Source organism: Bacillus sp. FSL R5-0416 (assembly GCF_037975425.1).
Lineage (GTDB): Bacteria > Bacillota > Bacilli > Bacillales > Bacillaceae > Bacillus > Bacillus subtilis.
In genome coordinates this window covers 677,094-690,441 of the sequence record NZ_CP150252.1, presented here as the reverse complement: position 1 = coordinate 690,441, position 13,348 = coordinate 677,094, and the positions used below count along the sequence as shown (strand labels likewise).

The 13,348-nt window shown below is 43.2% G+C and carries 12 protein-coding genes and 2 riboswitches; all 12 genes read right to left on the bottom strand.

Annotated elements, in window-relative coordinates; genetic code table 11:
- Positions 1-70: 70 nt before the first annotated feature.
- Positions 71-1,366, bottom strand: coding sequence for an adenylosuccinate lyase (gene purB / locus NYE20_RS03620; RefSeq protein ID WP_014476028.1), 1,296 nt, complete (start codon positions 1,364-1,366; stop codon positions 71-73).
- Positions 1,363-2,505 carry a 5-(carboxyamino)imidazole ribonucleotide synthase gene (gene purK, locus NYE20_RS03615; RefSeq protein ID WP_072175445.1) on the bottom strand — a complete coding sequence of 381 codons (1,143 nt, stop codon included), beginning with the start codon at positions 2,503-2,505 and terminating at the stop codon, positions 1,363-1,365. The genes purB and purK overlap by 4 nt, the downstream gene beginning before the upstream one ends.
- Positions 2,498-2,986 (bottom strand): 5-(carboxyamino)imidazole ribonucleotide mutase, encoded by a 489-nt coding sequence (purE, locus tag NYE20_RS03610; RefSeq protein ID WP_003244134.1) that lies wholly within the window; start codon positions 2,984-2,986, stop codon positions 2,498-2,500. The genes purK and purE overlap by 8 nt, the downstream gene beginning before the upstream one ends.
- 141 nt (positions 2,987-3,127) lie before the next feature.
- Positions 3,128-3,229, bottom strand: a riboswitch (purine riboswitch).
- Between the two features lie 79 nt (positions 3,230-3,308).
- Positions 3,309-3,506 carry an NETI motif-containing protein gene (locus tag NYE20_RS03605; protein ID WP_003219403.1) on the bottom strand — a complete coding sequence of 66 codons (198 nt, stop codon included), beginning with the start codon at positions 3,504-3,506 and terminating at the stop codon, positions 3,309-3,311.
- Complete coding sequence (locus NYE20_RS03600) at positions 3,506-4,060, bottom strand: DUF5698 domain-containing protein (protein ID WP_015482896.1); 555 nt, start codon at positions 4,058-4,060, stop codon at positions 3,506-3,508. Before NYE20_RS03600 ends, NYE20_RS03605 begins: the two co-directional genes overlap by 1 nt.
- A 213-nt stretch (positions 4,061-4,273) precedes the next feature.
- Positions 4,274-4,441, bottom strand: coding sequence for a Fur-regulated basic protein FbpA (locus NYE20_RS03595; protein WP_003244066.1), 168 nt, complete (start codon positions 4,439-4,441; stop codon positions 4,274-4,276).
- Positions 4,442-4,598: 157 nt separating this feature from the next.
- Positions 4,599-5,402 carry a hypothetical protein gene (locus NYE20_RS03590; RefSeq protein WP_014476025.1) on the bottom strand — a complete coding sequence of 268 codons (804 nt, stop codon included), beginning with the start codon at positions 5,400-5,402 and terminating at the stop codon, positions 4,599-4,601.
- A gap of 210 nt (positions 5,403-5,612) precedes the next feature.
- A complete protein-coding gene (gene pbuG, locus NYE20_RS03585; RefSeq protein ID WP_041851234.1) occupies positions 5,613-6,935 on the bottom strand; it encodes a hypoxanthine/guanine permease PbuG in 1,323 nt (440 codons plus the stop codon).
- A 135-nt stretch (positions 6,936-7,070) separates the two neighbouring features.
- A riboswitch (purine riboswitch) is annotated at positions 7,071-7,172 on the bottom strand.
- Between the two features lie 152 nt (positions 7,173-7,324).
- Positions 7,325-8,785, bottom strand: coding sequence for a DUF4179 domain-containing protein (locus NYE20_RS03580; RefSeq protein ID WP_161621396.1), 1,461 nt, complete (start codon positions 8,783-8,785; stop codon positions 7,325-7,327).
- On the bottom strand, positions 8,767-9,300 hold the full coding sequence (locus NYE20_RS03575; RefSeq protein WP_017695646.1) for a sigma-70 family RNA polymerase sigma factor: 534 nt from the start codon (positions 9,298-9,300) through the stop codon (positions 8,767-8,769). The genes NYE20_RS03580 and NYE20_RS03575 overlap by 19 nt, the downstream gene beginning before the upstream one ends.
- 110 nt (positions 9,301-9,410) lie before the next feature.
- Positions 9,411-10,952, bottom strand: coding sequence for a glutamine-hydrolyzing GMP synthase (gene guaA, locus NYE20_RS03570; RefSeq protein WP_003233970.1), 1,542 nt, complete (start codon positions 10,950-10,952; stop codon positions 9,411-9,413).
- Between the two features lie 162 nt (positions 10,953-11,114).
- Positions 11,115-13,328 carry a DUF4129 domain-containing transglutaminase family protein gene (locus NYE20_RS03565; protein WP_161621395.1) on the bottom strand — a complete coding sequence of 738 codons (2,214 nt, stop codon included), beginning with the start codon at positions 13,326-13,328 and terminating at the stop codon, positions 11,115-11,117.
- Between the last annotated feature and the right edge of the window lie 20 nt (positions 13,329-13,348).

Here is a 13,348-nt window from a genome sequence, read left to right as displayed (position 1 = left end):
AGGCCTCCTAACCCGAATGTTGGGAATTTTCAAACTGCGGCGGCTTAGAAGAAGCCGCTAAAAGCTTCTTCTATGCTAAACCTAAACGTTCAAAGATCAGATCAACATTTTTCAGATGGTAATTGTAATCAAAGCAGTCAGCAATTTTTTCCGGAGAAAGACGTGACGTGATTTTCTCTTCCGCTTCCACAAGCTCGCGGAACGGCACTTGTTTTTCCCACGCTTCCATTGCCTTCGGCTGCACTGTATCATAGGCTTCTTCACGAGTCAGGCCTGTGTCAATCAAAGCAAGCAGCACGCGCTGAGAATAGATAAGGCCGAGAGTGCGGTCCATGTTGCGTTTCATGTTTTCCGGGAAGACCGTTAAGTTCTTCACGATGTTGGAGAAGCGGTTCAGCATGTAGTTCAGCGCAATTGTCGCATCCGGAAGAATAATGCGTTCTGCTGAAGAGTGAGAAATATCGCGCTCATGCCATAATGGAACATTTTCGTAAGCTGTCATCATGTAGCCGCGGATCACGCGCGCCATGCCTGTCATGTTTTCAGAGCCAATCGGATTTCGTTTATGCGGCATTGCAGATGAACCCTTTTGCCCTTTCGCGAAAAATTCTTCAACTTCACGTGTTTCACTCTTTTGCAGTCCGCGGATTTCCACAGCAAATTTCTCGATGCTTGTCGCGATCAAAGCAAGTGTTGCCATATAGTCAGCATGGCGGTCACGCTGAAGGGTTTGAGTTGAAATCGGTGCTGCTTTCAATCCGAGCTTCTCACAGACATATTGTTCAACAAATGGATCAATGTTCGCATATGTGCCGACAGCGCCGGAAATCTTTCCAACCTCAATGCCTGCTTTCGCTTGTTTAAAACGCTCAAGATTACGTTTCATTTCTTCATGCCAAAGCGCAAGTTTTAAGCCGAAAGTTGTAGGCTCAGCGTGTACGCCGTGCGTGCGCCCCATCATGACTGTGTATTTATGTTCTTTCGCTTTTTCTTTTATAATGTCAACAAATCTCTCAAGATCCTTGAGCAGAATATCGTTTGCCTGTTTTAATAAGTAGGAAAGTGCCGTATCAACAACGTCAGTTGACGTTAATCCGTAGTGCACCCATTTTCTTTCTTCGCCCAGTGATTCGGAAACGGCGCGTGTAAAAGCGACAACGTCATGGCGCGTGTCCTGTTCGATTTCTAAAATGCGGTTGATGTCAAATGACGCGTTCTCACGCATAACCTTTACATCTTCTTTCGGAATGACGCCAAGCTCCGCCCACGCTTCACAGGCAAGAATCTCTACCTCCAGCCATGCTTGAAATCTGTTTTCATCCGTCCAAATCGCGGACATTTCAGGTCTTGAATAACGTTCGATCATTCTGCTTGTCCTCCATCTCTATTCATCCATTTATTTGTGATCTCCTGAATCCATTCGTCTTCAGGCTGCTTCATAAATGTAATATGCCCCATTTTGCGGCCTTTTTTGATTTCATGTTTTCCGTATATATATAGCTTTGCCTCTTTTAAAAGCTCCGGGTCTTCCTCAACAAGCTTTACTTCATCGCCGAGAAGATTCACCATCATGCCCGGCTTCAGCAAATCTGTCTTCCCAAGCGGAAGCCCGCATACCGCTCTGATATGCTGCTCAAACTGGCTCGACTCGCAAAGGTCCAGCGTATAATGCCCAGAATTGTGCGGTCTTGGCGCCAGTTCATTGACCAAAAGCTCTCCGTCCTCTGTCAGGAACATCTCAACAGCAAGCGGTCCGACAAGGTTAAGCTCATCTGCAAGCTTAACTGCGAGATCAGCAGCCTTCTGCTGAATCCCTTTCTCTACCCGTGCGGGCACGATGCTTTGGAAAAGAATATTGTTGTGGTGAATGTTTTCAGCTGTCGGAAACGTTGAAATTTCACCGTTTACCGATCTGACGACGATCACCGACAGTTCCATTTTAAAAGAAACCCAGCTTTCAAGAATGCAAGTTCCGTGTTCTAACAGAGCGGCTGCCTGCTCCATTTGCGCCTCTTCTTTTATCACAAATTGGCCTTTGCCGTCGTACCCGCCGCGGCATGTCTTCAGAACTGCGGGTAACCCGAGCTCTTGTACCGCCTGTTTCAATTCATTCTTTGTTTTGACGATGCTGTACGGTGCGACTTCACAGCCCGCGGATTGAATTGCTTTTTTCTCTGTTTCACGGTTTTGGGTAATGAGCAGCAGCTCACTTCCTTGCGGGAGATACGCATGATCTTTCAGCCAATGCAGCGCATCATAGTCGATGTTTTCAAACTCATATGTGATGATATCGCTGATTTCTGCCAATTTTCGAATCGCTTTACGGTCATTATAATGAGCGGTAATTTCGACATCCGCAACCTGCCCGCACGGCGAATCTTTCACCGGATCAACGACCGCGACTTTATACCCCATTTGTTTGGCGGACACAGCCATCATTTTCCCAAGCTGGCCGCCGCCGATAATGCCGATTACAGCTCCCGGATAGATGATTTGTTTAGACAAGCTGATCACTGCTTTCTAACACTGTCTGTTTTGTATTTTCTCTTCTCTCATCCAGCTTACGGGCAAGGTCTTCGTCAAATGCTGACAAAATTTGCGCCGCTAACAGGCCTGCGTTCACAGCACCCGCTTTGCCGATGGATGTTGTCGCAACAGGCACGCCTCCAGGCATTTGGACGATGGAAAGAAGTGAATCCATTCCGTTCAGCGCCTTGGACTGAACCGGAACTCCAATGACTGGCAGTGTTGTTTTCGCAGCCGTCATCCCTGGCAGATGCGCCGCTCCTCCGGCACCGGCAATAATCACCTTGATGCCTCTTTCTCTAGCAGTTTCAGCATATTCAAACATGAAATCAGGCGTCCGGTGAGCGGAAACGACCTTTTTTTCGTACGGAACATTGAGTTCGTCAAGTATGTCGCATGCGTGTTTCATTGTCTCCCAATCGGAAGTGCTTCCCATGATGATTCCTACTAGCGGCTGCATTCTGTTCCCCACCTTCTAATGCTTTTGTTTTCAGAAAATAAAAAATACCCGCTCTGCATTGCACTTATGAGGAAGCAATACAAACCGGGCATGGTACATGTATCGTCAGTCGTTCGCTTCTGCGATATATCCATGTCAGTTTTATCGATCACTTTCCTGCATAGTCCGGCAATTTACGGTTGCCGGGTAGAAACTTATGGGCCATATTCCCAAGATTATATGAGGTCGTGTTTTGATTTCATGTTTATCTTAACAACGGACATGGATAATGTCAACGATATTATCGAACGATACAAAAATTCATTCTACTAATGTTCGTGTTTTAGATCAATTTCCCTTCAAATACGATTTTTTTCCCGCACGGAACGATCTGAATTGACCCATTTTCCTTTTTTTCCATAAAAATAGGCTCTTCCATTCGCCTTACAGGCAGATATCCTTCTTCTTTCATTTGCTGAAGCACCGCATCAATCGTTTGCTGCTCTGTCACTTCAAACTTTTTCTTCTTCGGCTTTGCCATTATTCTTTAATTCTCCTCTTCTTTACCGCTTTGACCCAGAAGCCGCCGTGGATTGTTTTTGGTTCGTACGCAATAATAAAGGCTTTTGAATCAAGTGTTTTAATCGTATCATATAGCTGGAGTTCATATTTTCTCGGCGTCAGGATCTGAAGGGCTGTGCGGTCGCCTTCAAGCCCGCCTGCCACCCAATTTGTCACGCCGTAGCCTTTTTCACGGAGCTGCTTCGGAAGATCAAGATCGAGCTCCTTCGTAATCACATTGACCATAATATAGCCAAGCGCCAATTTTTCTTCTATTTTCATGCCGACAATTACGCCTAGACCGTAACCGAGCGCATACGCGATCACATTTTGAATCTGGTCTAAGTTATCGAGCACCAGACTCAGCCCTGTCACATAAACCAGTATTTCAATCGTACTGATGCCGGCCGCTAAATAACGCTGTCCTTTCAGCGTTAAAATCATTCTTATCGTAAAAAATGACACATAGACAATATTAATAATGAGAATTATGAGAACCATGGCTATCCCATTTGATAAGATGGTTTGCATCATTTTATTCATCCCCCTACTCTTCAGCTTGCACAAAGCATTCATATTCTACTAGAGAAATGAGCCGTTTACAATCAGCTTCGCCCGTAAGTTTAAGCAAAATATTTCGACATGCTTTTATGAGTTGAACAGTAGTAGTTTACCCTCTTTCTCGCCTTTTCAAAATCAAAACAAAAAAGCCCGCTTTTCAGCAGACTCACCTCTTTATATCTATTGTCAGATCTCTTTTTTCATTTTCTGAAGGGACTTGTATTCTTTCTCAAGCTCACTCAGCGTGTAGTCAGCAAGCTGTTCCCCTCTTCCTTGATAAAATTCCGAGAGCAGTAATTTGGTTTTTAAAAATTGTTTCTTTTGATTAATTGCTCGGCGAAGCACATCAGCCATGTCCATCATCCTCCTTAAACATAAAGGTTTTTCGCTGGACGTTTTCAGCATTTTCCCCATCATACACGGGTTAATCCTACAAATCAACTATGTTTTTTAGATATATTTGTAAAAAGTGTGACATAAAAAAACCGGCTAGGATTAGCCGGTTTTTTCATTAAAGCGGAATCAGCGACGCCGTAAAATATTCCGAAATAAAAGGCCAAGTCACTGCCGTAAACAGCAGCGCTATCGCAACCACTGCAAATACACAATAGATATAATCAATTGGTGCATCTTGTGCCGCCTGGTACACACGCTGTACATACAGCGCGATGATAAAAAAGATGGAAAACAAGATCAGCACCGTAAACAGTACTGTCAGCATTGGGATATTTACGATCGCAAAGATCAGCCAAAGGATTGAAACAGCAATTATCGGTACAAGCAATGAACCCAATACGGCAGCTGCTTCTCTGAACGTCACCTTCTGCTTCATCATATAGCGGGAGACAGCCCATATAGCAAAGACCATTACCGCGAAAAAGATCAGCAAATACACAAGAACAACTAAAAACCCGTCATAGAAAGCATGATGGCGTTCTCCGAAACCGAGCGGCCGATTCCAGCTTGCCTTTAACTGAAACCAATTCCCAATTGAAAAAATGATACTGAATATAAGCATTGAAATCAGACCGTACTTATAATGAGAAAAACCATCCGTTACGACAGTTTTCGCCGGAGATTTTAAAATCGAGAACGCAAATCCGCAATATCTGTTGATGGCTGCCCAAACAGACGCAAGCTTGTCTTTAACAGTTGATTCACCGCGTTCCTGGCGCGGTTTCTGCTTTTGTTTTTGCTTCTGCTTGCTTTGCCGGCTCGCCTTTCTGGACATTCTCGATAGCGGTTCTTCATCTGCATCTATTCTTTCACTCTGGTTAATTTCTTCTTCAAACGTTTCTTTTCTTTCTTCCGTCATGTCAGCAACTCCTATCAAAAAAATACGGCGGAATACCATTCAGCAAGAAAATAAAACACTTATATAAGGTACCGAAGCCTTCCTGAACAGTCAAGTCATTTCCATTTAAGTAAAGCATGGCGGCACATCTACATGACGGTATATCGTATGAAATGGTTTTATCTTTTGCAACAAAAAAACCAGCTGCCTGTGCAGCTGGTTTTTCATTCCTTATTTTAAGAAGATAAAGTACAGGATAAATACGATAAACAGCCCGTACATGATTGGATGAACCTCTTTGGCTTTTCCTTTGCACACCATTGTAATCGGATAGAAAATAAATCCGATGGCAATACCAGTCGCGATGCTGTACGTTAACGGCATCATGATCATGGTAAGGAAAGCAGGAACGGCCACTTCGAACTTATCCCAAGCGATTTTGCCAAGCGGCGCCACCATCAATGCACCAACAATAATAAGCGCCGGCGCTGTTACATTTGACGTAACGACTGATAGGAGCGGAGAGAAAAACGTAGCCAGTAAAAAGAGAATCCCTGTTACAATTGCGGCAAATCCTGAACGGGCACCCGCAGCGACACCTGAGCTTGATTCCACGTAAGAAGTTGTTGTAGACGTACCAAGCACGGCACCGATCACAATAGAAGATGAATCAGCTAAAAGCGCACGGCCCGCACGCGGCAATTTGTTTTCCTTCATTAAACCAGCTTGTGTTGCCACAGCAACAAGTGTACCAGCTGTATCAAAAAATCCGACAAACAAGAATGTTAAAATAACGATCAGCATTTGTACGGAGAAAATATCCGGGAGGTGAATCCACGCTTGTCCGAAAGTCGGCGCAAGGCTTGGCACACTGCCGACAATTTGAGTCGGAACCGGAACCAAACCGAAAATCATGCCGGCAACCGCTGTTAACAGCATCCCGATAAACACGCCTGCGTTCACGCGAAGCACCATTAAAATAACCGTGACAATCACACCGAAAATCGTTAACAGCACAGGACCGCTGTGAATGTTTCCGATCGTGACGAGCGTAGAAGGATTCGCTGTAATGATTCCTGAACCTTGTAATCCAACAAATGTAATAAACAGGCCGATCCCCGCGCCGACTGCCAATTTCAGCTCAGGCGGAATGGCGTTGATGATTTTTTCACGAAAACCTGTTAAAGAAAGAGCAACGAAAATAAGACCTGAAATAAAAACACCAGACAAAGCTGCCTGCCATGAAATACCCATACCAAGGACAACAGAAAACGCAAAAAACGCGTTCAGCCCCATACCCGGCGCGATGGCAATCGGATATCTCGCTATTAATCCCATTAAGATACAGCCTGCTGCAGACGCCAGCGCTGTCGCCGTAAAGACCGCACCCTGGTCAATTCTCAGCGCCTCCGGAAAATCTTTCACGCTCTCCAAAGCAAGCGTAATCGGATTGACGAACAGAATATATGCCATAGATAAAAAAGTCGTTAATCCGCCAATGATTTCATTGCGATAGCTGGTGCCCAGCTCATCAAACTGAAAAAACGTTTTCAAGCTATTTGACTCCCTTCACTCTTTGCTATTTATTCTGTCCTGAAAACGCCAAATAAAAAACGCCCCAATACATTTTGGGACGCTTGACTACAGACGGATTTCAGTTCGAATAAATAAACGTGTTTTATTTATATCAAACGAAAGAAATGTTTACGTAGTCAAGCCATTTACGGTAGCTTGGTAGAGACTTGCGAGCCATATTCCCGCGATTATACGAATTCATCTTATTTGATTTCTGTGTCTATTGTACCAAGTTCATTTTGAATTGACAATATAAACAACGAACATTACTTATTAAAAAAATTGGTTTATTCGTCTATTGACTAAATTGGCAACAATGATAAAAACCGTATGCATGACTTCATACGGCTTTTCAACTTATGATTATTTTATCTTGAAGGCTGACTCACCTGGTGCACTGGTACAGTAAACGAGAATGGCTTTAGTTGAATCAGATCATTTAAAACGCCCTTATCAATATACAGGCCATACTCATTAAACGCAAAATGCTTTAAAGACAGCTTATCAAGATAAGCGTCATCCAGTTCAAAAGTTGATACCATTTCGGCTGTGTCCATATTCTTCACTTCAGCTTTATTCCATTTCAAATAATAACCTTCTTCATAATAAGCCATTGGATCAGACCATGATTGCATTTTTTTCATATCACCAAGGCCAATCATTTCACCTATATTCACTAAGTCATCTTTTGACATATTTGAAGTATCAACTCCAGTGAAACGGTAATGAACCAATACTTCCCTCCCCTCTTGTTTAATGTTATTGATTTCTATCCCTATGTTTTGATGCTTTGTTTCCGAAAGACGATACGGCATCTCTGCATTTAGAGGGACGATTTCACTGCCCTCAGCCTCAGATCTAATATCTGCAATTAATGTTAGCTTTTTCGCTTTTGGATTGATTGGTGATTCTAACTGTGTTTGTCCTTTTGCTCTTACCGTTCTCTCGTTTACCTTTATGCGGTCTCCAAGTTCGATGTTTGATGCTGACATCTCATATGTGTTTCCTAAATCATCTTTAACTTCGTTAATTTCAACCGTATCATGCTTTGCTATGCCTTGATAATCGATTGTAAATTGAAGGACAGATCCAAGTTTCCCGTTTTCCACTTGAATATTGGAAAATTGATAACGATTATGATAAGCCGATATAACTTTTGAGCTTTCTAAATAACCCGCATTCTTTTTGGTAATAGGCAGTTTGAATCTCCAATTTCCCTGTATTTCATTGATATGAGTAATTACAAAGGGCACGGTTTCCCCATTTTTTATTTCAGTACCATTTGTATAAATCCTTAATTGTCCTGCGTATTGCTTGTTATTTAATTTTTTAAGCATTAAGGAATCGTAGTTGATTGAAAAGTTGTCGCTATAACTCGTTTCGTCGACATCATACATGATCTCTTTTTCATCAGAGTGGAAGTTATCAACAGTGAAGTTATAAACAAGCTGTCCGGCATCGTAATAGGAGCTGTTTACATAAACAGTGATTCCCCTGGAGTCTGCTTTTTCATTTAAAGCTGTGACCAAATTGCTTTTAAACAATGATAGACCAACTTTATCTTGAAAATCCTTATAAATTTGTCCGACAATGGGTATGCTCCCCATCGCTTTGTTTACAGAGGGAAGAAAAAGACCAGATGATAAATACAATATACATACCACAGCAGCAATAGCCATTCCATTTGTAATAGTTCGTGCCCATTTAAAACGGCGCCTTGTGTTACTTTCATTTTCAGCACGAACGACAGCTTGATGTATTGCCTTTTTGAGTGCTTTCTTTGGCACTGCTATGTCATCATACATCTGCTTCATTTGGTGTTTGTCCATTTGTTTTGATCCTCCTTTTCCAGCTCCTGTTTCAATGCTTTTCTCGCTCTATGTAAATGGGTTTTAATTGTGCCTTCTGCCATTCCTGTTTGTTCAGCTATCATTGAAATCGAATAATCTTGAAAATAATAGAGCTGAATTGTTAACTGAACATGTTCATCAAGTAAATCAATCGCATTTCGCAAGTCTATGTATTCCTCAATATTTGCTTGATTAGTTCCAGCATCATGATGTTTCTCAAACGGAACCAAATCTCCTTTCTTTTTATTCATGGCAAAAATGGTATGAATCAATATTCGAGTAAGCCACGTTAAAAAATACTTTGGCTCTTTTAGTTTTTCTATACTGATAAAAGCTTTATAAGCTGTTTCCTGTACAGCATCAAGTGCATCTTCTTTATTTCTTAAATAGAGATAAGCTGTTTTATATAAAGTCTCCTGATGTGCCAGCATAAGCTTTTCAAAGGCCCGAGCATTTCCTTTTCTCGCCTTTGTAATCAATCTTTCTTCCTTCACCTTATCCACCTCCTATGTTGTTAGATACAAAAATTGTCGAAACGGTTTCAAAAAGTTAACAAAAAAAACGCCCCTTTTGAAAAAGGGACGTTTTTCTCATTGTTATTTACTTATTCCCACTCAATCGTCGCAGGCGGCTTACTTGTAATATCGTACACCACGCGGTTAATGTGCTTCACTTCGTTTACGATACGTGTCGAAATGACTTCAAGCACATCCCACGGGATACGCGCCCAGTCAGATGTCATGCCGTCGATTGATGTAACGGCGCGGATTCCGATTGTGTAATCATATGTTCTTGCGTCACCCATAACACCAACGCTGCGGATGTCAGGAAGAACAGTGAAGTATTGCCAGATATCACGCTCTAAGCCGTGATTTGCAATTTCTTCACGCAAGATTGCATCTGATTCACGAACGATTTCCAGTTTTTCTTCTGTTACTTCGCCAAGAACACGGATTCCGAGGCCCGGTCCTGGGAACGGCTGACGCCATACGATTTCATCCGGAATGCCGAGCTCTGTGCCAAGCGCGCGCACTTCGTCTTTGAAGAGCGTGTTTAACGGCTCGATCAGCTCAAACTGCATGTCTTCAGGAAGTCCGCCGACATTGTGGTGAGATTTGATCGTTTGCGCCGTTGCTGTACCGCTCTCGATGATATCTGTGTAAAGCGTACCTTGTGCAAGGTAGTCGATGCCTTTGAGCTTGTCCGCTTCATCATCAAACACGTAAATGAATTCATTACCGATGATTTTGCGTTTTTGTTCAGGATCAGAAACGCCTTTTAGTTTGTTTAAGAATCGATCTTTTGCGTCTACTTTAATCACATTCATGTTAAAGCCTTCGCTGAATGTTTTCATAACACCCTCAGCTTCGCCTTTACGGAGAAGACCATGGTCTACAAAGATACAAGTCAGCTGGTCGCCGATCGCTTTATGAATCAAAACAGCAACAACAGAGGAATCAACGCCGCCGCTTAGCGCGCAAAGAACCTGTTTGTCTCCGACCGTTTCACGGATTTTTTGCATTTCGATTTCGATAAAGTTCTCCATTGACCATTCGCCTTCGCATTCGCAAACACCGAATACAAAGTTTTTCAGAAGATCATTGCCGTATTCAGAGTGGCGCACTTCCGGGTGGAACTGAACGCCGTACCATTTTTTGTCCGCTTTGCTCATTGCTGAGTTCGGGCAGTGATGGCTTGTCGCGTCAACAGTGAAGCCTTCAGGAACTTCTACAACCAAATCACCGTGGCTCATCCAAACCACTTGTTCATTTGGAAGATCTTTGAACAAATCAGGTGTGCCTTCGATGCGGATATTTGCTTTTCCGTATTCACGCTGGCTTGCTGCTTCAACTTTACCGCCAAGGTAATGAGTCATCAACTGCATGCCGTAGCAAATTCCCAAAACAGGAATATCAAGCTCGAAGATTTTCTCGTCACAGCGGAAAGAGTTTTCATCATACACACTGTTTGGACCGCCGGATAAAATAATTCCTTTTGGATTCATTTTTTTAATTTCTTCAGCCGTCAATGTATGTGGATGCAGCTCGCTGTAAACACCGAATTCACGGATACGGCGTGTAATCAGCTGGTTATACTGACTGCCGAAATCAAGGACAAGAATCATTTCATTCACTAACTTTGTCATGGTTGTCACCTAATCTCCTCTAAGTTTTTTGACACAGAAAAAAACGAGGACAGATATGAAGCTCGCTCCGCCCTCTTTGGCAAGGCCGTTTGCCGGAGTCAGGCCAACTCGCTCCCAGACTCCGATAATATTCACTAATTCTAACAACACGTTGATAAGCGGTCAAGACCATCTTCTTTTAATTAAATTTTCCCATAACTCTCTGGAATCATTCCAAAGCGCTGAAGAATCTTCATTTCTGTAAAGCGCCCTTTCATAGCTTAATGTCAGCTTTGACATGTCTTCTATGTCGTATTTTTCATCGATTCGTTTTGCATAATCACGCAGCGTTTCACTGCCTCGTTTCGGCAGCCCTTTTCTCTTCAGTTGTTTCAGCAGCGCGTCATATGCCTCAAAAAACGCGTGCTGATCGCTGCGCCGCTTCAATTTCCTCACGGCGAAAACAGGAATCCATAACGAGCGGAAAACATACAGCAATACAGCTGCCACCAGGAGGACTGCAAGAACCGCAAGCGCTGCATACAAGCCCGCATCGGCATTAGTATGCGAAGCGGACGGCTTTTTAGAAACAGCTGGCTCCCGTTTTTCCTTTTGTTTTTCTTCTTTTTGCGGCTGTTTTTTCTCTTCTTTCTGTTTCTCTTGTGCTTTCTTCGGCGAGCTGCTGTTATCACTGCCGGAGTCCTTTGTGTCAGAAGAAGTAAATTGAGCCGGATTTGTAAACCCTTTAGTCGGCTCAAATGTAACCCAGCCCTGTTCCGGGAAATACACCTCTACCCAGGAATGGGCATTGTTATTTGTCACTTCGTAAATGCTGCCATTTTTGTTCCCTGCTTCTTTGTATTCGCCGGACGTATAACCCTTTACCCAGCGGGCCGGAATGCCGGCCGAGCGCAAGAGCACCACCATGGCGGAAGAAAAGTTATCACAATAACCCATTTTCGTTTCAAAGAGAAATTGATCGACATAATCTTCATCATTCTTCGGAATGGTCACGTTTTCTGTTTCATATGTGAACGCATTTGACCCTAAATAGTCCTCAACCGCTTTCACCTTATCAAACATATTGTCGTGATCCTGAGTCAGTTTGATCGCAAGGGTTCTCACCCGCTCTGGCAGTGAATCTGGAAGCTGCATGTAGCGATCGCTGAATGTGTACTCCTCACTGTTTTTTCTCACTTTTACCTTTCTCAGTTCATCCAGCTTATAGACCGGGGAATTGTACGTTACAGTATAATTCCCCATATTTCTGATTTCACCGGCTTGTTCACTGATCGGAGAAATTTGCTCCGTGTTGCCGTTCATTTCAAGTGAGACAGCCTGCTTTGGCTGAATGGTTTCCGCACCAATCGGATACATCAAATGGTTATACCCGTAGTGCTTATCGACTTTTACACGGACGGTGCGGCGCTCTGTCGCAACCTTATGATCAAACCACAGATTTTCAACTTTTCCATTGCTAAGCTGATACGACATGCCTGTGTCTGTTTCAATCCAGCCTTTTCCGGTATACGTGTCCTTCGTTTCCACACGGAAATACGTACGCTCTTTTCCCTGCCATGTAAAAACAGGTGTAGCATCCTGCTGGAACGGGCCGCCGAGTGATTCATCATGATTCCCGTATCCGATTTTGCTTTCCCCTGCAGACACGCGGTCTTGATGAGTGATTTTTTTAAGAAAAGGCACCGGATCAGGCCAGGCCGGCTCTGATTTTGGAGCGGCGAGTCCGAATCCCGTTGTGGCCAAAACCAATACAGATAAAGGAAGAAACCATTTCAGGACAGATGTTTTTGGCAGTGTGATTCTTTCCATCAGCTTAATGCGTTCCAAGTATAAAAGGCCCAGCATAAAGAAGCCGATCAGCACGATACGGATGACGGCAAAAGTGGCATCATATGGCGTAAAGGTATCAAGAATCGTAATATACGCTACTGTCATCAAAAAGAAAAACAAAATTCTTCTCTGGTAAATCACCCAATAATGCAGGAGATAGACCAGCAGCCACAGCAGCACAAAAAACAGCAGGGTCCGAAATGAAGGAATCATGTCATTCCATTGCCCAGATTGAATCAGCGTGATATTCAGATAGACATCCTGCAAAAAAGAGCTGACCCAGTTCAAGTCGAATATAGATCCTTGATAAAACAGGATGTGTATCGAGATCAATGTAAATATGACACAAAAAGGAACGGTGACAAACCACCTCATCCTGAAAAAAGTCAGCAGAAACGTCAAACCGATAAAGACACTAAAAAAGCCTGTATGTTTCGTTTCAGTAAAACTGTCAAGCGGCCTGAGCCACTCCCACAGCAATAAAAAAGCCAGAAAATAAAATAACAGCAAGCTCAAACGGCTTCCCTTGTGATCATCGTGCGGCATGTGAACCAGTCACCTCTCTT

Excerpts from the sequence above, each read along its gene's own strand:
- purB (WP_014476028.1), bottom strand. The coding sequence starts at position 1,366 with ATGATCGAACGTTATTCAAGACCTGAAATGTCCGCGATTTGGACGGAT.
- purE (WP_003244134.1), bottom strand. The coding sequence starts at position 2,986 with ATGCAGCCGCTAGTAGGAATCATCATGGGAAGCACTTCCGATTGGGAG.
- NYE20_RS03605 (WP_003219403.1), bottom strand. The coding sequence starts at position 3,506 with ATGGCAAAGCCGAAGAAGAAAAAGTTTGAAGTGACAGAGCAGCAAACG.
- NYE20_RS03600 (WP_015482896.1), bottom strand. The coding sequence starts at position 4,060 with ATGATGCAAACCATCTTATCAAATGGGATAGCCATGGTTCTCATAATT.
- NYE20_RS03595 (WP_003244066.1), bottom strand. The coding sequence starts at position 4,441 with ATGGCTGATGTGCTTCGCCGAGCAATTAATCAAAAGAAACAATTTTTA.
- NYE20_RS03590 (WP_014476025.1), bottom strand. The coding sequence starts at position 5,402 with ATGACGGAAGAAAGAAAAGAAACGTTTGAAGAAGAAATTAACCAGAGT.
- NYE20_RS03580 (WP_161621396.1), bottom strand. The coding sequence starts at position 8,785 with ATGGACAAACACCAAATGAAGCAGATGTATGATGACATAGCAGTGCCA.
- guaA (WP_003233970.1), bottom strand. The coding sequence starts at position 10,952 with ATGACAAAGTTAGTGAATGAAATGATTCTTGTCCTTGATTTCGGCAGT.
- NYE20_RS03565 (WP_161621395.1), bottom strand. The coding sequence starts at position 13,328 with ATGCCGCACGATGATCACAAGGGAAGCCGTTTGAGCTTGCTGTTATTT.